This window comes from Streptomyces longisporus, from assembly GCF_039532765.1.
GTDB lineage: Bacteria > Actinomycetota > Actinomycetes > Streptomycetales > Streptomycetaceae > Streptomyces > Streptomyces longisporus.
The window spans coordinates 58,505-80,393 of record NZ_BAAASG010000028.1; the positions used below are offsets into that span (position 1 = coordinate 58,505).

Genomic DNA, 21,889 nt, shown 5'->3' on the forward strand with positions numbered 1-21,889 from the left:
TCCCCTTCGATGACTTTGATGACTGTGGATCCGCTGTTTTCCGTCGCTCAGCAGCTCGCCTTGCCCGCATAGATCGCGAGGGCGGTGTTGGAGCCCAGGGTGGCGGTGAACCGGCCGTTGGAGTCGACCGTCACGCTGGTGTTGTTCTGGACGTTGCAGTACGTCCCCGCGGGCAGCGACGTCTGGTAGGTGCGGGTCAGGCTGCCGGCCTCGTGGTTGATCGCGACGTAGCCCTTGCCGCCGCGACCGAAGGCGATGGCGTTGTTGCCGTTGTCCCACCAGTTGGTCACCGACTGGCCGCGGGTGGCGTTGCGGAAGGCGACCATGCGGATGATCTCCGGCCAGGCGTGCTGGCACTTCCAGCCGTCCTGCCAGCAGGCGTTGACCTGGCCGTTGTTGGGCGGTCCTGCGTCCTTGTCGGACCATTCGTAGCCGGAGTTGATGTCGGGGGCGCCGTAGGGGTAGGCGAGCATGAAGACGTTGGCGAGGGTGTAGTTCGCGCCGTCCTTGTAGTTCAGGGTCGAGCCGTTGCGCTCGGTGTCGTGGTTGTCCACGAAGACGCCCGCCACCGAGCTGTTCATATAGCCCCAGCCCTCGCCGTAGTTGGTGAGGTAGGCCAGCTTCTCGTTGTTGAAGACCCGCTTGAGGTCGTAGGCGTAGCGGAACTCCTGGACGTCTCCGTTGCCCGTGTACTCGGTGGGCTGGACGGCCTCTCCGGCGCCGTAGATGACCTCCTGCTTCCAGTACACCGACGGGTTGGTCAGCCGGGACTTGATGTTGGCGAGGTCGGCCGCCGGGATGTGCTTGGCGGCGTCGATGCGGAAGCCGTCGGCGCCGTATCCGAGGAGGCTGTTCATGTAGCCGGCGATGGTGGCGCGGACGTGCTCCTCGCCGGTGTCCAGGTCGGCGAGGCCGACGAGTTCGCAGTTCTGGACGTTGGCGCGGTTGGTGTAGTCGCTGACCGTGGAGGTGCAGTCGTCCATGTCGGCGGAGGAGTACAGGCCCGGGTAGTTGTACTTCGTGTATGAGGAGCCGCCGGTGCCGGTGCCGCTGCCCGCCGTCATGTGGTTGATGACCGTGTCGACGACGACCTTCACCCCTGCCGCATGACAGGTGTCGATCATGTTCTTGAAGGCGGTCGCATCACCGAGCCGCCCCGCGATCTTGTAGCTCACCGGCTGGTACGAGGTCCACCACTGCGAGCCCTGTATGTGCTCGGCGGGCGGGCTGACCTGGACGTAGCCGTAGCCGGCGGGACCGAGGGTGGTGGTGCACTCCTTGGCGACGGAGGCGAAGTTCCACTCGAAGAGGACGGCGGTGACGTCCTTGGTGCCGGGCGGGGAGGCGGATGCGATGCTGCCGGGGGCCCACAGGGCCGCGGCTGCCGCGGCGGAGAGCGCGGTCAGGGTGGCCGCGAGAGCGGTCCGGCGTCGCTTCCTGTGGCGCTTCGGGGGCGCCGAACTGGTCGATGTCACAGGCGAACTCCTTGCGAGAGCGGCTCAGTCGGGTCTCCCCTGCGCCGCGGCGCGGCTCCGTTGCCGGGCGCCGGCGTGAACGTACCGCTAACGAAAGGTTTACAGCAAGAGAGTTGAAAGCCGGAGCAAGAACTTTCACATCGACCCTGACCCGCCCTTCACAACCGCCCCCTTCTCGTGGCCGGTTGACACCCCGGAGGCCGACCGTCCGTGCCGACGGAGGCGCCCGGGAAGCCATAGGAACTGCCTATACCGTGTGCTGACATTTCGTCTTTGCCTCTCGCCGATTGCCGTACGTAGTTTCTGTCGAGCGGACCATTACGCAATCGAGAGGACCGGTGGAATGACCACGATCGAGAACGGATCGGAAAAGCGAGAGCTCGCGGGAAAGCGAGCCCTCGTCACGGGTGGCTCACGCGGAATCGGAGCGGCCGTGGTGCGCCAACTCCTGGACGCGGGCGCCGAAGTGCTCACCACCGCCAGGTCGGCGTCGAGCACGGTGCCGGAGGGTGCCGCCTTCGTGACGGCCGACGTGCGGACACGCGCCGGCGCGAAGGCGATCGCCGCGGCCGCGCAGGAGGTGCTCGGCGGGGTGGACATCCTGGTCCACAACGCGGGCGGGGCACAACCGTACAAGGGGGCCTCGGCCATTCCCGACGAGGAGTGGCAGGAGGCACTGGACCTGAACTACCTGGCGTCGGTGCGGCTGGACTCGCTGCTGGTACCGGGCATGCAGGACCGGGGTTCGGGCGTGATCGTGCACGTCTCCTCGGCCGCGGTCCTCGCCCCCGCAGGGCCTTTCCTGCACTACACGGCGGCGAAGGCGGCGCTGGAGAACTACAGCCGGGGACTGTCCCTGGAGCTGGCCCCGCACGGGATCCGGGTCAACACCGTGACTCCCGGCAGAACCGCCACCCCCGGCGGCGAAGCGACGCGTGAGCAGTGGGCGCGCCTGGACCTGGCGCCCGGTCGGACCAACGCCGACGACACCACCCCGCTGGGCCGCGACGGCCGGCCCGACGACATCGCCCACGCGGTGCTGTTCCTGGTGTCCGACCGGGCGAGCTGGCTGACCGGGAGCAATCTCGTCGTGGACGGCGGCGAATTCCCCAGGGGTTGACGCCTACGGCATCCCGGGACGCTGTTTCCGGCGGAAGGAATTCACGCAAAGAATTCCGCGGCGCCCCGCTTCCCTGCCGGGCCGTCAGGAAACCGGCGACAGGAAAACGGACTCGGGCCAGGTCTCCTTGCGCAGGAATTCGAGCAGGGCCGTCTCCGCCGGGCCCGCGCCGGGCCGGAGCACGGCGATGACCGGCTGGGACACGACCGGGGACACCGGACGTACGAGGTGTTCGTGCCCCGGGGGCACCGCGGAGGCCGGGACGAGCGTCACGCCCAGCCCGTGGGCGGCCCAGCGCACGGCTGTCGCCGTCTGGGACACACGGGCGGCCGTCATCGGGGTCAGCTCGTTCTCCCGCAGCACGTTCAGCAGCACGCCGTCCAGCGCGCTGTCGCGGTCGAACCTCACCCACGGCTCTCCCTCCAGTTCCCGCAGCTCGACCCGGTCCGCGGCGAGCTGCGGGTGCCCGGCGCCCAGCACCACGACGAACTCCTCGTCGCCGAGGTGGTGGGCGTCGGCGGGGCTGCGCTCGCACGCCGCCATCAGGGCGAGGTTCAGCACACCCCGGCGGCACAGCCGCTCCAGTTCGGCGGAGCTGGGCTCCTCGAAGACGGTGACCTCAAGGCGCGGATAGCGCTGACGCAGGGCGCTCAGTGCGCCGGGCAGCTGGCGTGTGCCGAAGCCCATCTGCACGGCGACCACCAGCTCGCCCACCAGATCGTCGGCGCCGGCCCGCGCCGTCGCCCGCGCCCGCCGCGCCGCGCTCACCGCGACCTCCGCCTCCCGCAGAAACGCGCGGCCGACGACGGTGGGCACCAACCCGGCCGGCGTACGGGCGAACAGTTCCACGCCGAGCTCCCGCTCCAGGCCGCGGATCTGCTGGGACACCGAGGGTTGAGCGACGCGCAGCAGCTCCGCCGCCGCCGTCACCGACCCCTCCTCGGCAACGGCCAACGCGTACTCGAACTGGCGAAGGCTCATCGGCTCCCGTCCCTTCCCTGCATGGACCGCAGCCCTCCGTCGTGATGGTTGTGATCGCAGGTAACTCAGTTCCGCCGGCGGAGATTCCCGTGTGATCGTGGTGTCGGTCCTCCGGCCCTTTGCCGGGTCGGTTCCGGTGGGTCGTCATCTCGCCCGGCAGGCGGGATTCCTGGAGGAGGAAGGGCTGGGCGCTCCCGTTCCCGGCCCGCTGCCTTCCCCGGGAAAGGCAGCGGGCCCGGGTGCGGTTGACGGGATCGGTCAGGCCGTCGTGAACCACACCGTCGTGTCCGCCGGGACCTTCGTCTCGCCGTCCGCCTCGGTGACCTCGCCGCTGGTGAGCAGGACGCGGCCGTACGCCGGAGTCGTCACCGCTTCGCCGCCGGTGTTCGCGACGCACACGAACTCCCCGCGCCGGAAGGCGAGCACGCCCTCGGGGGCGCGCAGCCACTCCACCGTGTCGCCCGCGCCCAGGTCGGGCTGTTCGCGGCGGACGGCGAGGGCGGAGCGGTACAGCTCCAGGGTCGAGCCGGGGACGCCGGTCTGCGCCTCGACGCTCAGCTCGCCCCAGCCGTCGGGCTGCGGGAGCCAGCTGCCGCCGTCTCCGAAGCCGTACGAGGATCCGGTGCGCGTCCACGGGATCGGCACCCGGCAGCCGTCGCGGAAGCCGTCCTGGCCGGCCCCGCGGAAGTAGGCCGGGTCCTGGCGCACCTCGTCCGGAAGGTCGACGACGTCCGGGAGGCCGAGCTCCTCGCCCTGGTAGACGTACGCCGATCCGGGCAGCGCCAGCATCAGCAGGGTGGCGGCCCTGGCGCGCCTGAGGCCCAGCGCGCGGTCGCCGGCCAGGCGGATCTGGGTGCCGAGGCCGGGCGGGTTGGCGAAGCGGGTGGCGTGTCGGGTGACGTCGTGGTTGGAGAGCACCCAGGTGGCGGGGGCGCCCACCGGGCGCATCGCTTCCAGCGTGCGGTCGACGACCTTGCGGAGTTCGTCCGCGTCCCAATCGGTCGACAGGTACTGGAAGTTGAAGGCCTGGTGCAGTTCGTCGGGGCGGACGTAGTTCGCCGTGCGCTCGACGGTCGGCGTCCAGGCCTCCGCGACGAAGATGCGCTCGCCGGAGTACTCGTCGAGGATGGTGCGCCACTGGCGGTAGATCTCGTGCACGCCGTCCTGGTCGAAGAACGGCATGACATCGTTGCCCAGCAGCTTCAGCTGCTCGTGGGAGCCGAGGTCGGGCAGGCCCTCCGCCTTGACCAGGCCGTGGGCCACATCGATGCGGAAGCCGTCGACGCCCATGTCGAGCCAGAAGCGCAGGATCGAGCGGAACTCGTCGCCGACCGCCGGGTGCTCCCAGTTGAAGTCGGGCTGCTCGGGGGCGAACAGGTGCAGGTACCACTCCCCGGGTGTGCCGTCCGGCTCGGTGACGCGGGTCCAGGCCGGGCCGCCGAAGATGGACTCCCAGTCGTTGGGCGGGAGTTCGCCGCTTTCTCCCTTGCCCGGGCGGAAGTGATACCGGTCCCGGAGCGGCGATCCGGGGCCCTCCCGCAGCGCCCGCTTGAACCACTCGTGCTGGTCGGAGGAGTGGTTGGGGACGAGGTCGACGATGACCCTCAGGCTCAGCTCGTGGGCCTCGCGGATCAGCGCGTCGGCGTCCAGGAGGTTGCCGAACATGGCGTCCACGGCCCGGTAGTCGGCGACGTCGTAGCCGGCGTCGGCCTGCGGCGAGGCGTAGAAGGGGCTGAGCCACACGGCGTCCACGCCGAGGTCGCGCAGATACGGGAGTCGGGAGCGTACGCCTTCCAGATCGCCCATGCCGTCACCGTTGCTGTCGGCGAAGCTGCGCGGATAGACCTGGTAGATCACCGCGTTCCGCCACCAGTCGCTGCGGCGGTCGCTGCGCTTGGCTTCGGCGGGGTTCGGTGCCGGGGCGATGAGGGAGTGCTGCTGGCTCATGGCGTCCTTGGTACGTAACGGAGTCATTGGGTCAGTGGTGTGCATACGTCGAGTGTTGGCGAGGCGGCCGCGATGACAGCGGGGTCGGATGGACACCGCGGCCGCCTCGGGTCTCAGGGGGTTCGGGGCAGCGGCCCCGAAGGGGCGCGGGACTGTGTTGAATTTGCGGCTACCGCCGCGCGGGCGCGACCGGCCACGACGGAGCCGCGGACAAATGACGGCCAGTTCCCCAACGGCGCTATCCCTTCGTGCCGCCCGCGGTGAGCCCGGTCACCAGGTTCTTCTGCACGAGATAGAAGAACGCGGACACGGGTATGGCGATCAGCACCGCGGTGGCGGCCATCAGGTTGCGCTGAGCGTCGTGCTCGCTGACGAAGGTCTGCAGACCGACCGCGAAGGTGTACTTCGTGTCGGACAGCATGAACGTCGACGCGAACGCGACCTCGCCGAAGGCGGTGAGGAAGCTGTAGAAGGCGGCGACCGCCAGACCCGGCTTGGCGAGCGGCAGGATCAGTCGCGCGAACGTGCCGAAGGGGGTCAGCCCGTCGACGCGCCCGGCCTCGTCGATCTCGAACGGGATCGTGTCGAAGTAGCCCTTGAGCAGCCAGGCGCAGTAGGGCACCGCGGTGGAGCAGTAGACGAGGATGAGTCCAAGGTAGCTGTCGATGAGCTGCAGGTCCGACAGGATCTGATACATCGGCACCATCAGGACGGCCACCGGGAACATCTGGGTGACCAGGAGCACCCACATGAACTTCTTGTAGCCGGGGAAGCGCATCCGGGAGACGGCGTAGCCGGTGGTGGCGGCGATCAGCACGCCGATGACCGTGGTGCCGAGCGAGACGATCAGCGAGCTCTTCAGCCAGTCGAAGAACTCCGTGTGCTTCAGCACGAAGGAGTAGTTCGAGAACGTCATCTTCGACCAGATGCCGCCCGGGTGGAGGTAGTCGTCCTTGTCCGGGCCGAGGGACAGATAGACCAGCCAGGCGACCGGGAAGAAGGCGATCAGGCTCGCGACGGTCAGGATGCCGTGCGAGGCGAGGGACGCCGTACGGCTGCGCTCGCCGCGGCCGCGCACCTTGCGCGGGCCGGCTTCCGCGGCGCTGTGTCCTGTCGCCGCGGTGGAGGTCGGGGCGGTGGTGGTGCTCATGGGGACTCCTGCCTCAGATCGCGAGCTGCTGCTCATTGCGGTTCAGCCAGCGGCGGTAGAAGGAGGTGAAGACGATCAGGATGGCCAGCAGCAGGATGCCGTAGGCGGCGGACTGTGCGAAGTCACGCGGTTGCTGTCCGAAGCCCAGGTAGTACGCCCAGGTGACGAGGATCTGGGCGTCCGGGGCGGTGTTGCCGAACAGCAGGAAGATCACGGCGAACTGGTTGAAGGTCCAGATGATGCCGAGCAGGACGACGGTGGAGCTGACGGACCTCAGACCCGGCAGGGTGACGTAGCGGAACCGCTGCCAGGCGGTGGCGCCGTCCATCTCGGCGGCCTCGTACAGGGAGGCGTCGATGGACTGCAGCCCGCCGAGCAGGGAGACCATCATGAACGGCACACCGCACCAGGTGTTGACCATGATCGCGGCGAACCGCTGCCAGAAGGTGTCCTCGAGCCAGTCGGGTGACGGCAGGTGCAGCGCGTCGAGCGCCAGGTTGACGATGCCGCCGTCGGCGAGCATGAACCGCCACCCGAAGACGGTCACGAAGGTCGGCACGGCCCACGGCAGGATGAGGATCAGCCGGTAGAAGGTGCGGCCGCGCAGCTTCTGGTTGAGCAGCAGCGCGAGGCCGAGTCCGATCGTGTAGTGCAGGGCGACACACAGAGCCGTCCAGACGATCGTCCAGATGAAGTGCGACCAGAAGCGGTCGTAGGCCGTCGGGCCGAACAGGATGTCCTTGTAGTTGTCGAGCCCGATGAACTTGTAGGTGGCGTCGATGTGGTTGACGCCGATCGTGCGCGCGGTGTTGAGACTGTTGGCGTCCGTGAGCGTCAGATACAGGCCGTACACCAGCGGGTACAGCACGAGGGCACCGAGTACGACGATCACCGGGGCGATCATCGCGTACGCGTACCAGTACTTCTGGTAGCTGCGCTTGAGGCGCCCGCCCAACCCGGGCCGCGGCGCGCGGTCACCGTGGCGTTTGCCGGTGGCGCGGTCGATGGCGACTGTCATGTTCGACACCTTCTGGGGAGTTCTACGGCCTGGGAAGTTCTACGGCGGTCAAAGTGGCGGGCGGCTGGGCGCAGGCCGGTGACCGCCGGGTCCGTCCCCCCATGTGATGGCGGACCCGACGGTCACTCGGGGCTCACTTGCTGAAGTCGGGCACCAGCTTGGCCATGGCGAGCTCGGCGTTGCTCAGGCCCTTGTCGAGGGACTCCTTGCCGCCGGCGATGGAGGTCAGCTCGGTGTCCAGCGGGGTCCACAGCGAGCTGTACTCGGGCAGCGCCGGGCGCGGCTGGGCGGCGGGCAGGACCGTCTGGAAGCCGGCGATGCCCGGGTCGGCCTTGACCTCGGCGGTGTAGGCGTCGTCGCGGGTCGGCAGCGTGGAGTTCTTCAGGGCGATCTCCGTCTGGGACTTCGCGGAGGTCATGAAGTTGACGAACTTCAGCGCCGCCTTCTGGTGGGCGGAGTCCGAGCCGGCGTAGACGGACAGGTTGTGGCCGCCGGTGGGGGCGCCCGCCTTGCCGGTGGAGCCGGCCGGGACGGTGGCGATGCCGAGGTTGGACTTGTCCTTGAAGGCGGAGCCCTTGTAGAAGTTCGTGATCTCCCAGGGGCCCTGGATGATCGAGGCGACCTTGCCGTTGACGAACGCGTCCTGGATGTGGGCGTAGGCGTCGGCGGTGGTGTCGGCCTTGTGCAGGCCCTGTCCCTTGAAGAGGCTCAGCCAGGTGCCGTAGGCCTTCTTCGCGGGGGCCGAGTTCACGGTGATCTTCTTGGCGGTGGCGTCGACGGTGTCGGTGCCCTCGCCGTAGAGGAAGGTCTGCGCGTAGTAGGCCTGGGTGGAGCCCCAGTAGCCGTAGACCTTGGCCTTGGAGTCGATCTTGGCGGAGTCGGCCTTCAGCTCGTCCCAGGTCTTGGGGGGCGTGGTGATGCCGGCCTTCTTGAAGATCGCCTTGTTGTAGACGAGGGCGAGGGTGTCGGTGACCAGGGGGACGCCGTAGACCTTGCCGTCGTACTTGGCCTGCTCGATCAGGTTCGAGCGGAACTTGCTCTGGTCCGCCAGGGCCTCGGTGCCGTCCAGCGGCAGGAAGTAGCCCTTCTTGGCGAAGGCGGGGGTCCAGCCGACCTCGGAACGCAGCACGTCCGGGGCGCCCTTGGAGCCGGCGGCGGTGTCGAACTTGTTCTGCGCCTGGTCGAAGGGGACGTTGACGTACTTGACCTTGATGTCCTTGTTGGCGGCCTCGAACTGGCTGACCAGGGCCTTGTACGTCGGCGCCTCATTGGTGGCGTTGGAGGTGTCCCACCAGGTGATGGTGACCGGACCGCTGGCCTTGTTGCCGCTGTCGCTTCCGCCGCAGGCCGTCGCCGCGAGGGCGAAGGACGCCACCAGCGCGGTGGCCGCTATGCCACGCCGCATGAGTTCTCCTTGAGGGTGAAAGCCCGTGTGGTGCAGGTGCGGCCCCGTCTGCCGTTCCTGCCGTCGTGCCGACTGCGCCGATGGGGGCCCCTCCCGCTCGAGTGGATTCGAGAGTGGGGGACGCCGCCGGGCGACGTGAACGTAACAGCGTTGAAAGCTGCGCGAAAGGTCTTGCAGCAAAAAATTGCAAGGCGGGGCGAGAGTTACCCGCCCGTGACCTCTCCTCGACCCCCGCGCAACCGAGTATTGAAGCCGCTGAGCGGGGAGTGGGAGTCTTGTGCAAGACTCTGCAAGCTCTTGCCGAACCAGGCGCCCACCAGAACACGAGGGACCGCGATGACGCAGCAACCCGCTCGGGGCCGTGCAACAGCTCGCGCCCGGCGCCCGATTGGTGTGCAAAGTGACGGTCGGCCGGTACAGTCCACCCCTGTGACCACACGGCTTGCCGACATCGCTGCTCAGGCGGGGGTGAGCGAAGCGACCGTCAGCCGCGTCCTCAACGGCAAGCCGGGCGTCGCCGCCACCACCCGCCAGTCCGTGCTCGCCGCACTCGACGTGCTGGGCTACGAGCGCCCGGTGCGGCTGCGGCAGCGCAGCGAGGGCCTGGTGGGCCTGATAACCCCGGAGCTGGAGAACCCGATCTTCCCTGCGCTGGCCCAGGTGATCGGCCAGGCCCTGACCCGGCAGGGCTACACCCCGGTGCTCGCCACCCAGACCCCCGGCGGATCCACCGAGGACGAGCTGACGGAGATGCTGGTCGACCGCGGAGTCGCCGGCATCATCTACGTCTCCGGACTGCACGCCGACACCACCGCCGACATGGAGCGCTACGAGCGCCTGCGCGCGCAGGGCGTGCCGTATGTGCTGGTGGACGGTTTCTCGCCGAAGGTGCAGGCGCCGTTCATCTCCCCCGACGACCGCGCGGCGATGACGCTGGCGGTCACGCACCTGGTGTCGCTGGGGCATGTGCGGATCGGTCTCGCCCTCGGCCCCAAACGCTTCGTACCGGTGCAGCGCAAGATCGAGGGCTTCGTCCGCTCGATGCAGGACCAGACCGGCCTGAGCGCGCAGACGATCGAGACGGAACTCGTCCAGCACTCGCTGTACACCCTGGAGGGCGGCCAGGCCGCCGCCACCGCGCTGATCGGCCGTGACTGCACGGCGGTGGTGTGCGCGAGCGACATGATGGCGCTCGGCGCGATACGGGCGGCGCGGCAGCTCGGCCTCGAAGTCCCGCGGGATGTCTCGGTGGTGGGCTTCGACGACTCTCCGTTGATCGCTTTCACGGACCCGCCGCTGACGACGATCCGCAAGCCGGTCCCGGCGATGGGGCAGGCGGCGGTGCGTACGTTGCTGGAGGAGATCGGCGGGACGCCTGCGCCCCACAGTGAGTTCGTGTTCATGCCGGAGCTGGTGGTGCGTGGTTCGACCGCTTCGGCGCCCGGGGACCGAAATCGTCCCTAGGGCGGAGAACTTTCGAGTTTGTGCAGTGCGTCGGGAGTAGGTGCGCACGTCCGTCTGTTGTAGAACATGCGGCCTGAACCCGACCGCGGGATGATCGGTCGCAGAAGGCGTTTCTGGCAGACTTTGTGCCCATGGGTGACTCGACCGTGACCAGTCTGGACGACCGTGCACAGACGGCCGCTCCCGACTCCCTCACGGCCGCGAACGGCCCGGGACTCCTGCGCCGGCTGCGCACGCCGCGCCGGCCCCGCCTCTGGTTCGAGATCGTTCTGATCGCGGTGAGTTACTGGACGTACTCACTGATCCGCAACGCGGTGCCGGAACAGCGCGACCAGGCGCTGAGCAATGCCGACTGGCTGTGGCGGATGGAGCACCATCTCGGCATCGCCGTCGAAGAGTCGGTCAACCACGCGGTGAACTCGGTGACTTGGCTGATCGTCGGCATGAACTACTACTATGCGACGCTGCACTTCGTGGTGACGCTGGGTGTGCTGGTGTGGCTCTACCGTAGTCATCCGGGCCGGTATGCGGCGACGCGCCTGGTGCTGTTCGCGACCACGGGCGTGGCGCTGGTCGGTTACTACCTGTATCCGCTGGCGCCGCCGCGGCTCATGAACGGCAGCACCTTCATCGACACGGTCATGATCCATCAGACCTGGGGGTCGATGGCCTCCGGGGACCTGAAGCACATGTCGAACCAGTACGCCGCGATGCCGTCCATGCACATCGGGTGGTCGGTGTGGTGCGGGTTGACGATCTTCGCGCTGGCCAGGGTGCCGTGGGTACGGGTTCTCGGACTTTTGTACCCCGTGGTGACACTGACGGTGATTGTGGCTACCGCCAATCACTTCTGGCTGGACGCGGTGGGCGGTCTGCTGTGCCTGGCGTTCGGCTTCGCGGTGGCCCGGGTCTGGTACGGAGCACTGCCGTATGCGCTGCCGGAAGTGCCGGGTCCGCGAGTCAATCGTCTGCAGCGCCGTCGTGGCCGGTCGCGCCCACGCGGCGGTAGCCGCATCTCGGACACGGCCCCGCGCCCCTGAAGGGGCGCGGGGAACTGCGCGAGCAACCACAACGCACCCGCAGCCGAAACCCGTCCCTACGCTCCGTAGAACAGCACCTCCACCACGGCCCGAGCCCGCCGCGCCGTGCGGCGATAAGCGTCCAGCATGTCGCCCACATGCCCGTCCCCGTACCCCAAGTACCGCCCCACGGCGGCAAGTTCGCGCCCTCCCGAAGGGAAGGTGTCCCCCGCACGGCCGCGCACCAGCATCACGGCGTTGCGCACGCGGGTGGCCAGGACCCATGCCTCGTCCAGTATCGACGCGTCCTCCGCCGAGATCAGCTCGGCGGCGGCCGCGGCCGCCAGCGCCTGACGGGTGCGGGTGGTGCGCAGTCCCGGCTCGGACCAGCCGTGCTGCAGCTGCAGCAGCTGTACGGTCCATTCGACGTCGGACAGACCGCCGGGCCCCAGCTTGGTGTGCAGCTTGGGGTCGGCGCCGCGGGGCAGCCGCTCGGACTCCATACGGGCCTTCAGGCGGCGGATCTCCCGTATGGCGTCGTCCCCGAGCCCCTCCGCCGGATACCGCAGCGGATCGATCAGCTCGATGAAGGACCGCCCCAGCTCCTCGTCCCCGGCGACCGGCTCGGCCCGCAGCAGCGCCTGCGACTCCCAGACCAGGGACCAGCGGCGGTAGTAGGCCTCGTACGACTTCAGTGTCCGTACCAGCGGGCCGGACTTGCCCTCGGGCCGCAGGTCCGCGTCGATCAGCAGCGGCGGGTCCGCGCTCGGGATCTGCAGCAGCCGCCGCATCTCGGAGACGACCCGGTTGGCTGCCTGCGAGGCCTCCTGCTCGGGCACGCCCTCGCACGGCTCGTGCACGAAGATCACGTCCGCGTCGGAGCCGTAGCCCAGCTCGTGGCCCCCGAAGCGGCCCATGCCGATCACGGCGAACCGGGTCGGCAGGGTGTCGCCCCAGCCGTCGCGCACCACGGCGCGCAGGGTCCCGGCGAGGGTCGCCGCCGTCAGGTCGGACACCGCGCCGCCCACCAGGTCCACCAGCGCGCCCTGGTCGGCCTCGGCCGGCTGGGTCTCGGTGCCGTAGGAGCCGACGATGTCGGCGGCGGCCGTACGGAACAGCTCGCGGCGACGGACGCCGCGGGCCGCGGTGACCGCATGCTGCGCGTTCTCCGCGCGGCCGACGGCGGCGAGGATCTCCTGCTCCAGCTGGGCCCGCTCGCGCGGCTCCAGCCCCCCGCCGTCGCCGTCCCCGAGCAGGGCCACCGCCTCGGGGGCGCGCATCAGCAGGTCGGGGGCGAGGCGGCCGGCGGACAGCACGCGGGCGAGGTTCTCGGCCGCCGCGCCCTCGTCCCGCAGCAGCCGCAGATACCAGGGCGTCTTGCCGAGCGCGTCGGAGACCTTGCGGAAGTTGAGCAGGCCCGCGTCCGGGTCGGCGGAGTCCGCGAACCAGCCGAGGAGCACGGGCAGCAGGGTCCGCTGGATGGCGGCCTTTCTGGTCACTCCGGAGGCCAGCGCCTCCAGGTGCCGCAGGGCGGCGGCCGGGTCGCCGTATCCGAGCGCGACCAGCCGCTCCCGGGCCGCCTCCGGGCTCAACCGGGCCTCGCCGGGGGCGAGTTGGGCGACCGCGTCGAGCAGCGGGCGGTAGAAGAGCTTCTCGTGCAGCCGGCGTACGACGGCCGCGTGCCGCCGCCATTCGCGGTTGAGCTCGGCGACCGGGTCGACGCGCAGGCCGAGCGAGCGTCCGATGCGCCGCTGGTCGGCCTCGTCCTCGGGGACTAGGTGGGTGCGCCGCAGCCGGTACAGCTGGATCCGATGCTCCATGGACCGCAGGAAGCGGTATGCCTCGTCGAGCTGCACGGCGTCGGCGCGCCCCACGTACCCGCCCGCCGCCAGCGCCTGCAGGGCGTCCAGCGTGGTGCCGCTGCGCAGCGCCGCGTCCGCCCGCCCGTGCACCAACTGCAGCAGCTGTACGGCGAACTCGACGTCCCTCAGGCCTCCGGGTCCGAGCTTCAGCTCACGGTCGATCTCGGCGGCGGGAATGTTCTCGACGACCCGGCGGCGCATCTTCTGGACGTCGGCGACGAAGTTCTCCCGCTCGGCGGCCTTCCAGACGAGGGGTTCGAGGGCGGCGACGTACTCCTCGCCGAGCTCGATGTCGCCGGCCACCGGTCGGGCCTTGAGCAGGGCCTGGAACTCCCAGGTCTTGGCCCAGCGCTGGTAGTAGGCGAGGTGGCTGGAGAGGGTGCGGACCAGCGGGCCGTTGCGGCCCTCGGGCCGCAGATTGGCGTCGACGGGCCAGATCGACCCCTCCACGGTCGTCTCCGAGCAGATCCGCATCATGTGGGAGGCGAGCTTGGTGGCGGAGCGCAGGGCCTTGCCCTCGTCGGCCCCGTCGACGGCCTCGCCCACGAAGATCACGTCGACGTCGGAGACGTAGTTGAGCTCATGGCCGCCGCACTTGCCCATCGCGATGACCGCGAGCCGGCACAGCGCGGCGTCTTCGGGGGCGGCGGCGCGGGCGATGGCGAGGGCGGCGCGCAGGGTGGCGGTGGCGAGGTCGGCGAGTTCGGCGGCGGTCTCGGCGAGGTCGGTGGTGCCGCACACGTCGCGGGCGGCGATGGACAGCAGGCAGCGGCGGTAGGCGATGCGCAGCGAGACGGGGTCGCCGGCCTCCGCGAGGCCCCGCTCGAACTCCTCCACCCCCGGGTGCAGGTCCCGCGGCTCGTAGGTGACCAGCGCCTCCCAGTCGCGCGGGTGCCGGGCCAGATGGTCGGCGAGCGCGGCGGAGGCCCCGAGCACGCCGAGCAGCCGGTCGCGCAGTGGCTTGGCCGCTATCAGCGTGTCGAGCAGCTCGCGGCGCGCGGTGGGCCCCGGCTGGGCCTCCAGGAGCCGTACCAGACCGAGCAGCGCCAGGTCCGGGTCGGCGGTCGCACCCAGCGCGTCGAGCAGCACCGGGTCGTCCCGCACGGGCATGAGCTCCATGCTGTCCAGCAGCCGCTCGGCGGCGGAGGGATCGGTGAATCCGTGCCGCAGCAGCCGCGTGAAGGTACTGCTCCTGCGCCCGGGCACCGTCATCCCCGTCCTCCTGTCGGATCAAGGTCGTACTGGCCCGAGCCTAACCGGAGACTCTGACACGAGCGCCGGGGCGGAAGGACCGATGAGTTCGCCCGGCGGACGCGGTCTTCTCTTCGCAAGGACTTCGCAGGGATTCCCTGCACGGATTCTCCGGTACGAGGAGCGGCAGCCCATGGCGGACCACGACCCGCAGACCCGTCTCGACACGCTGTACAGCGACCCGCAGGCCACCGCGACCGCCTGGTCCGAGGCCGAGGCGCTGCTGGCGGAGGCCGAGCTGTTCTGGATCTCGACGGTGCGGCCGGAGGGACGGCCGCACGTGACACCGCTGCCCGCCGTGTGGGCGGACGGCGCACTGCACTTCTGCACGGGCCCCGAGGAGCGCAAGGCGAAGAACCTCGCGGCCAATCCGCAGGTCGTGCTGACGACCGGCAGCAACACCTGGAACAAGGGCTACGACCTGGTCGTGGAGGGCGAGGCGGTGCGCGTGGCCGAGGAGGACCGGCTGCGCGAACTGGCCGCCGCCTGGGAGGCCAAGTACGGCAGCTTCTGGCACTTCGAGGTACGGGACGGGGCGTTCCACCACGGTGGCGGGCCTGCGTTCGTATTCTCTGTGGCGCCCCGCACCGTTTTCGGCTTCGGTAAGGGGGAGCCGTTCAGCCAGACGCGGTGGCGATTCGAGTGACGTACGACCGACGCGACGAAGAAGGAGCCGCTCCATGGACATGAGCCTCGAAGTGATCCTGCTGCCGGTCTCGGACGTGGACCGGGCCAAGGAGTTCTACCGGGACAAGGTCGGCTTCCATGTGGACCTGGACGGCGAGGTGATGGAGGGAGTGCGGATCGTGCAGCTCACCCCGCCCGGGTCGGGGTGTTCGATCGCGCTGGTCGACGGGCTGCAGGTGCCGACCGGGACGCCGCAGCCGGGGACGTACCACGGCATGCAGCTGTGCGTGACGGACGCGAAGGCGGCCTACGAGGAACTCACCGCCCGAGGCCTGGACATCAGCGAACCGGTCCAGTTCGCCCCGCAGGACGGCGCCACCTTCATGTACTTCAAGGACCCGGACGGCAACGGCTGGGCGGTCCAGGAGTACAGGCGCCGGGAGGCGGAACCGCTGCACAAGGTGCTGGCCGACCTGGCCGCCCAGCGGCAGTAGCCGCCGCCTCAGCGCTTCACCGTCCGGATGGGGTGAGCAGGGCCGGGGGGCACCGACAGGGATCACTGGCAGCGCATCCATCCCGGGCGGTCGGGGTTGGGGTGGCAGGTCAGCGTGGCGGTGACGGCATCCTCGTCGACGACGGCGCCGCCCTCGGACTGGGTGTCGCTCACGGTCACCTGGATCTGTTCACCGTCGGTGACCTCGCCGACCTTGGTGAGGGGGATGACCACGGTCTGCTCTCCGCCGCTGCCGGCGGTGAACGACAGGGTGCCCGCGTCCACCTCCACGCCTCCGGCGGCGGCGTTCGCAACGAAGGTGTCCTGGGCCCCGGGAATGAGGGTCCAGGTCACTTGGACGTTCGCTCCCTGCGTGATGGGGCCCGCCGGTGTGTCGAGCGTGCCGACCGACTGGGCGGCGGCGGGTGCTGCGCAGACCAGTCCGCCGGCCACGGCCAGCGCCAGCGCACCGAGTACCGCCGCACTTCTGCGGCGGCGGATCGTGATGGCGTTCATGGCAGCCTCCTGGGGCGGCTACGGCCTCGGGACCGTACCCGACACCCAAGAGCCCCGATGCCTTCCGGTATCCCGCGCGACACGACAGCGCGAGAAGGCGCGCGGGTACCGCGCACGGAGGCACAGCGTCGCGCCGAGGAGGCCACGCGCGCCGGGTGCCGGAGGCACCGGCGGCCCAGGGCCGGTGAGACGCCGCGGGGCCGACGGTCCGTGACCGTCGGCCCCATCCGCCGAATCAGCGGAAACCCGCTCTGACCTGCGCCTACAGCACCGGCAGGTTCTTCCGCAGCTCGAAGGCGGTGACCTCGGAGCGGTACTCCTCCCACTCCTGGCGCTTGTTGCGCAGGAAGAAGTCGAAGACGTGCTCGCCCAGGGTCTCGGCGACCAGGTCGCTGCGCTCCATGAGGGTCAGGGCCTCGCCCAGGTTCTGCGGGAGCGGTTCGATGCCCATCGCGCGCCGCTCGGCATCCGAAAGGGCCCAGACGTCGTCCTCGGCGCCCGGAGGGAGTTCGTAGCCCTCCTCGATGCCCTTGAGGCCTGCCGCCAGGAGGACGGCGTACGCCAGGTACGGGTTGGCGCCGGAGTCGAGGGAGCGGACCTCCACGCGCGCGGAGCCGGTCTTGCCGGGCTTGTACATCGGGACGCGGACCAGGGCCGAGCGGTTGTTGTGGCCCCAGCAGATGTAGGAGGGGGCCTCGCCGCCGGCGCCGGCGGTGCGCTCCGAGCCGCCCCAGATGCGCTTGTAGGAGTTGACCCACTGGTTGGTGACGGCGGAGATCTCCGCCGCGTGCTTGAGCAGGCCCGCGATGAAGGAGCGGCCGACCTTGGAGAGCTGGTACTCCGAACCCGACTCGTAGAACGCGTTGCGGTCGCCCTCGAAGAGGGACAGGTGCGTGTGCATGCCGGAGCCGGGGTGCTCCGAGAAGGGCTTCGGCATGAAGGTCGCCTGGACGCCCTGCTCCAGCGCCACCTGCTTCATGACCAGGCGGAACGTCATGATGTTGTCCGCCGTGGACAGCGCGTCGGCGTAGCGGAGGTCGATCTCCTGCTGGCCGGGGGCGCCCTCGTGGTGCGAGAACTCGACCGAGATGCCCATCGACTCCAGCATGGTGATCGCCTGGCGGCGGAAGTCCATGCCGATGTTCTGCGGGGTGTGGTCGAAGTAGCCGGAGTTGTCGGCGGGCGTCGGGCGCGTGCCGTCCAGCGGGCGGTCCTTCAGCAGGAAGAACTCGATCTCCGGGTGGGTGTAGAAGGTGAAGCCCAGGTCGGAGCCGCGCGTGAGGGCGCGCTTGAGGACGTAGCGCGGGTCGGCGAAGGACGGGGAGCCGTCCGGCATGAGGATGTCGCAGAACATGCGGGCGGTGCCGGGGGCCTCGGCGCGCCAGGGCAGGATCTGGAAGGTCGACGGGTCCGGCTTGGCGATCATGTCGGACTCGTAGACCCGGGCGAAGCCCTCGATGGCCGAGCCGTCGAAGCCGATGCCCTCGTCGAAGGCCTGTTCCAGCTCGGCGGGGGCCACGGCGACGGACTTGAGGAAGCCCAGCACGTCCGTGAACCACAGCCGTACGAACCGGATGTCGCGCTCCTCCAGTGTCCGGAGCACGAACTCCTGCTGCTTGTCCATCTTCCGCTTCCCCATCCTTGCTGGTCAGGCCGCCTGTCTCCCTGTCCCGCAGGAGGCGGTCGGGCACCTGAGCATCACACCACAACAGCATTTCGTGCGCGTTGCCGACCATGATCGGCCGGCCGACCGCGGTCTGAACGCCTCACCAACGACGGGTGTACTGCTCACCGCCCATCTTGCCTGCTCGGACCGACATCCGTAATGGGAGGTCCGGCAGAAGGTAACGAGTGCCTCCGCAGACCCGGCTTTCCCTTGCCCCGTCTGCAAAACATCACTGGTCTCCCACTACGATCAGGCGACCCGACCGACATTTTTTTGCACTCCCCACCCGATTCCCCCAGAAGGACACTGCGATGGCCACCGCCAAGAAGAGCAGCAGCGCGGCACGCAAGGCGCGAATAGAGGAGATGCGGCGTGCCGAGCAGGCCCGCGAGCGGCGCAACCGGATCCTGACGATCGGCGCGAGCGTGCTGGTCGTCGCCGCTCTGGTGGTCGGCGGTGTCTTCATCGTGAAGTCGCAGGACGGCAAGAAGAACGACACGGCGAGCGATACGACGTCCTCGGGTGACGGCAAGGGGCACTTCGTCACCGGCAAGGACGGAGTGCGGACCTGGACGGGCAAGCTGGCCCGCACCCATGTCACCGGGACCGTCAACTACCCGATGCACCCGCCGGTCGGCGGCAACCACAACCAGGTGTGGCTGAACTGCAACGGCGACGTCTACACCAAGGCCGTGCACGACGAGAACGCCGTGCACGCCCTGGAGCACGGCGCGGTCTGGGTGACGTACACCGACAAGGCGAAGAAGTCCGACGTGGACAAGCTGGCGGCGAAGGTGAAGCAGACGCCGTACACGCTGATGAGCCCCTACCAGAACCAGAGCTCCCCGATCGAGCTGTCGGCGTGGGGGCACCAGCTGAGCGTGACGAGCGCCGACGACCCGAAGGTCGCCAAGTTCTTCGAGACGTATGTGCAGGGCAAGCAGACGCCCGAGCCGGGTGCCTCCTGCACCGGCGGGACGATGTGACATGAAGAAGCACATCGGCTGGATCGCGGGGGCGACGGCGGCCGCGCTCGTCGCCGCGGGTGCGATCACCTACGCGGTCGCCGAGGACGGCGGGTCGGACCCGGGCATCAGCACGCCCACCGCGGACTCCGCGGACGCGGGGTTCGCGCGGGACATGGCGGTGCATCACCAGCAGGCCGTCGAGATGTCGTACATCGTGCGCGACCGTACGCAGAACGCGGAGGTGCGGCGGCTCGCCTACGACATCGCGCAGACGCAGGCCAACCAGCGCGGCATGCTGCTGGGCTGGCTGGATCTGTGGGGGCTGCCGAAGGTGTCGGCGAAGCCGCCGATGTCGTGGATGGGCATGGGCGACATGCCCGAGCGCGGCGACGGCTCGCTGATGCCCGGCATGGCGACGGACACGGAGCTGAAGAAGCTCGGCACGCTCAACGGAAAGCAGGCCGAGGTCTTCTATCTGCAGCTCATGACGGACCATCACAAGGGCGGTATCCACATGGCCGAGGGCTGCGTCGCCAAGTGCAAGGTCGGGGTGGAGAAGAGTCTCGCGCAGGGCATGGTCGACGCTCAGCAGTCGGAGATCGCGCTGATGGCGGACATGCTCAAGGAGCGCGGGGCGAAAGCGCGTTCATAACCCTCCAGCCGGAACGAAAGCCCCAAATCGCCCTGGATGACGGTTCCTTGGGTTTCTCTTGGCTTACCCATTCCCCTGGCATGAACGGTTCATCGAAAGAGTGGCCCCCATCGCTTGATCCACTGCCCGCGCCTCCGCCGCGGAGCGGGTTGTCTACGCGGATCACAGTGACGACCGACCACACATGCGAAGAACCGCATCGCAGGGGGTTCTATGAGATCCAACCGCGCCAGTCTGCGCACCGTGAGCATGGCAGCGACACTGCCCATGATCGCCGGTGCGCTGGCGCTCGGCATACCCGCGGCGCACGCCGCGGACAACCCCGGCCGGGACGCACTCGTGGGCACCAAGCCCGCGTGGGCGACGGCCAAGGCGGACAAGGGCGCCACCTCGGACAACGCCCAGGTCTCCGCCCGGGTGTATTTCGCGGGCAAGGACGCCGCCGGCCTCGCCGAGTACGCGAAGGCCGTGTCCGACCCGAGCTCTGCCTCGTACGGCAAGTACCTCAGCGCCAAGAAGGCCCAGGCCCGATTCGGCGCGACCAAGGCCCAGGTGGCCGCGGTCAAGTCGTGGCTGAAGTCCGCGGGCCTGACGGTCACCGGCGTCACGCAGCACTACGTCTCCGTCACCGGTGACGTGGCCGCCGCCGAGAAGGCGTTCGGCACCCAGCTGCACAACTACACCAAGGGCTCGAAGACCTACCGGGCCCCGGCCAAGGCGGCCACCGTCCCGGACAGCCTCAAGGGCGCCGTCCTGACCGTCACCGGCCTGGACAACGCGCCGCACAAGTCGACCCACGACGACCAGCTGCCGCCGCCGGAGACCGTGTTCCGCAACTCCGGGCCGTTCTCCTCGTACTACGGCTCGAACACCGCGAGCACGCTGCCCGACGCCTACGGTTCGAAGATCCCGTACGCGATCCAGGGCTACACCGGCAAGCAGCTGCGCGCCGCCTACGGTGCGGGCAGCTACACCGGCAAGGGCGTCAAGGTCGCCATCACGGACGCTTACGCCTCGCCGTCCATCGCGTTCGACGCGCAGACGTACGCCGGCAAGCACGGTGACGCCAAGTGGACGACCGGGCAGCTGCACCAGTCCCTGCCGAAGAGCTACACGAACGTCAAGGACTGCAAGGCGGCCGGCTGGTACGGCGAGGAGACCCTGGACGTCGAGGCCGTGCACGCGGTCGCGCCGGCCGCGGACGTCACCTACGTCGGTGCCGCCTCGTGCATGGACAACGACCTGCTGGACGCGCTGAGCAAGGTGGTCGACAACCACCTCGCCGACATCGTCTCCAACTCGTGGGGCGACATCGAGGCCAACCAGACGCCGGACCTCGCGGCCGCCTACGACCAGGTGTTCCAGTTCGGCGCGGTCGAGGGCATCGGCTTCTACTTCTCCTCCGGTGACAACGGCGACGAGGTCGCCAACACCGGTACGAAGCAGGTCGACACCCCCGCCAACTCGGCCTGGGTGACGGCGGTCGGCGGTACCTCGCTGGCGGTCGGCAAGAGCAACAACTACCAGTGGGAAACCGGCTGGGGCACCGAGAAGGCCCTGCTGTCCGCGGACGGCAAGAGCTGGACCAACTTCCCCGGCGCGTTCACCTCGGGTGCGGGCGGCGGCACCAGCAAGACGGTCGCCGAGCCCTACTACCAGAAGGGTGTCGTCCCGAACGCGCTCGCCACGGCCAACAGCGCCGACGGCAACCGCGTGGTCCCGGACATCGCGGCGATCGCCGACCCGAACACCGGCTTCCTGGTCGGCCAGACCCAGACCCTGCCGGACGGGAAGACCCAGGCGTACGACGAGTACCGCATCGGCGGCACCTCGCTCGCCGCTCCGGTCATCGCGGCCGTCCAGGCGCTGGCCCAGGAGGCGCACGGCAAGGCGCTCGGCTTCGCCAACCCGGAGATCTACGCCCGGTACGGCAAGGGCGTGTTCCACGACGTGACCGACAACCCGACCGGCTCCGGCCTGGCGGAGGCCCGCGTGGACTTCGCCAACGGCTACGACGCCACCGGCGGTCTCGTCACCTCGGTCCGCAGCCTCGGCAAGGACAGCTCGCTGTCCGCGGTCAAGGGCTACGACGACGTCACCGGCGTGGGCTCGCCCGCGAACGGCTACGTCGACTCGTACCGCAAGCCCTGAGGTTCTGCCGGTAACGGCAGCTCGGCGCTCCAGTGCGTTGCCTGCGGGTGCGTCGTGGCTGGTCGCGCAGTTCCCCGCGCCCCTTTGGGACGCGGTCGAACCGCACCGACTTCGCGGCCCCGCC

Annotated in this window: 17 protein-coding genes; 8 read left to right on the forward strand and 9 right to left on the reverse strand. The window is 69.4% G+C overall.

Going from position 1 to position 21,889, the window contains the following annotated elements:
• Positions 1-47 precede the first annotated feature (47 nt).
• Positions 48-1,406 carry an alpha-amylase gene (locus tag ABD355_RS41220; protein ID WP_344406710.1) on the reverse strand — a complete coding sequence of 453 codons (1,359 nt, stop codon included), beginning with the start codon at positions 1,404-1,406 and terminating at the stop codon, positions 48-50.
• A 412-nt stretch (positions 1,407-1,818) separates the two neighbouring features.
• Here ABD355_RS41220 and ABD355_RS41225 point away from each other — a divergent pair, with 412 nt between their 5' ends.
• Positions 1,819-2,595 (forward strand): SDR family oxidoreductase, encoded by a 777-nt coding sequence (locus tag ABD355_RS41225; protein ID WP_344406365.1) that lies wholly within the window; start codon positions 1,819-1,821, stop codon positions 2,593-2,595.
• An 84-nt stretch (positions 2,596-2,679) separates the two neighbouring features.
• Here ABD355_RS41225 and ABD355_RS41230 read toward each other — a convergent pair whose 3' ends face one another.
• From ABD355_RS41230 to ABD355_RS41250, 5 genes are all read right to left on the reverse strand, one after another.
• Complete coding sequence (locus ABD355_RS41230) at positions 2,680-3,576, reverse strand: LysR family transcriptional regulator (protein WP_344406367.1); 897 nt, start codon at positions 3,574-3,576, stop codon at positions 2,680-2,682.
• Between the two features lie 258 nt (positions 3,577-3,834).
• Positions 3,835-5,523, reverse strand: a complete 1,689-nt coding sequence (locus tag ABD355_RS41235; protein WP_344406368.1) for a glycoside hydrolase family 13 protein — start codon at positions 5,521-5,523, stop codon at positions 3,835-3,837.
• Positions 5,524-5,761: 238 nt separating this feature from the next.
• Positions 5,762-6,673, reverse strand: coding sequence for a sugar ABC transporter permease (locus ABD355_RS41240; RefSeq protein ID WP_344406370.1), 912 nt, complete (start codon positions 6,671-6,673; stop codon positions 5,762-5,764).
• A gap of 13 nt (positions 6,674-6,686) precedes the next feature.
• Complete coding sequence (locus tag ABD355_RS41245; RefSeq protein WP_030932381.1) at positions 6,687-7,691, reverse strand: carbohydrate ABC transporter permease; 1,005 nt, start codon at positions 7,689-7,691, stop codon at positions 6,687-6,689.
• Between the two features lie 133 nt (positions 7,692-7,824).
• A complete protein-coding gene (locus tag ABD355_RS41250; RefSeq protein ID WP_344406371.1) occupies positions 7,825-9,096 on the reverse strand; it encodes an extracellular solute-binding protein in 1,272 nt (423 codons plus the stop codon).
• Positions 9,097-9,525: 429 nt separating this feature from the next.
• Here ABD355_RS41250 and ABD355_RS41255 point away from each other — a divergent pair, with 429 nt between their 5' ends.
• Both ABD355_RS41255 and ABD355_RS41260 read left to right on the forward strand, forming a co-directional pair.
• On the forward strand, positions 9,526-10,560 hold the full coding sequence (locus ABD355_RS41255; RefSeq protein WP_344406372.1) for a LacI family DNA-binding transcriptional regulator: 1,035 nt from the start codon (positions 9,526-9,528) through the stop codon (positions 10,558-10,560).
• A gap of 131 nt (positions 10,561-10,691) precedes the next feature.
• Positions 10,692-11,600, forward strand: a complete 909-nt coding sequence (locus tag ABD355_RS41260) for a phosphatase PAP2 family protein (RefSeq protein WP_344406373.1) — start codon at positions 10,692-10,694, stop codon at positions 11,598-11,600.
• 56 nt (positions 11,601-11,656) lie between these two features.
• Here ABD355_RS41260 and ABD355_RS41265 read toward each other — a convergent pair whose 3' ends face one another.
• Positions 11,657-14,653, reverse strand: coding sequence for a bifunctional [glutamine synthetase] adenylyltransferase/[glutamine synthetase]-adenylyl-L-tyrosine phosphorylase (locus tag ABD355_RS41265; RefSeq protein ID WP_344406374.1), 2,997 nt, complete (start codon positions 14,651-14,653; stop codon positions 11,657-11,659).
• Positions 14,654-14,825: 172 nt separating this feature from the next.
• Between ABD355_RS41265 and ABD355_RS41270 the strand changes: the two genes are divergently transcribed.
• Positions 14,826-15,338, forward strand: a complete 513-nt coding sequence (locus tag ABD355_RS41270; RefSeq protein ID WP_344406375.1) for a pyridoxamine 5'-phosphate oxidase family protein — start codon at positions 14,826-14,828, stop codon at positions 15,336-15,338.
• Between the two features lie 34 nt (positions 15,339-15,372).
• The gene (locus tag ABD355_RS41275; protein WP_344406376.1) at positions 15,373-15,813 is read left to right on the forward strand and encodes a VOC family protein; all 441 of its coding nucleotides are present in this window, start codon (positions 15,373-15,375) and stop codon (positions 15,811-15,813) included.
• Positions 15,814-15,875: 62 nt separating this feature from the next.
• On the opposite strand, the gene ABD355_RS41280 is transcribed toward ABD355_RS41275, so the two are convergent.
• Together ABD355_RS41280 and ABD355_RS41285 are read right to left on the reverse strand one after the other, a co-directional pair.
• Positions 15,876-16,328, reverse strand: coding sequence for a hypothetical protein (locus ABD355_RS41280; RefSeq protein ID WP_344406377.1), 453 nt, complete (start codon positions 16,326-16,328; stop codon positions 15,876-15,878).
• Between the two features lie 262 nt (positions 16,329-16,590).
• A complete protein-coding gene (locus ABD355_RS41285) occupies positions 16,591-17,952 on the reverse strand; it encodes a glutamine synthetase family protein (protein WP_099934097.1) in 1,362 nt (453 codons plus the stop codon).
• A gap of 353 nt (positions 17,953-18,305) precedes the next feature.
• On the opposite strand from ABD355_RS41285, the gene ABD355_RS41290 reads away from it, so the two are divergent.
• The 3 genes from ABD355_RS41290 (at position 18,306) to ABD355_RS41300 (ending at position 21,765) form a co-directional block, all read left to right on the forward strand.
• Complete coding sequence (locus tag ABD355_RS41290; protein WP_344406378.1) at positions 18,306-18,980, forward strand: thioredoxin-like domain-containing protein; 675 nt, start codon at positions 18,306-18,308, stop codon at positions 18,978-18,980.
• Position 18,981: 1 nt separating this feature from the next.
• Positions 18,982-19,614, forward strand: a complete 633-nt coding sequence (locus ABD355_RS41295) for a DUF305 domain-containing protein (protein ID WP_344406379.1) — start codon at positions 18,982-18,984, stop codon at positions 19,612-19,614.
• A 213-nt stretch (positions 19,615-19,827) separates the two neighbouring features.
• Positions 19,828-21,765, forward strand: coding sequence for a S53 family peptidase (locus ABD355_RS41300; protein WP_344406381.1), 1,938 nt, complete (start codon positions 19,828-19,830; stop codon positions 21,763-21,765).
• Positions 21,766-21,889: the final 124 nt, after the last annotated feature.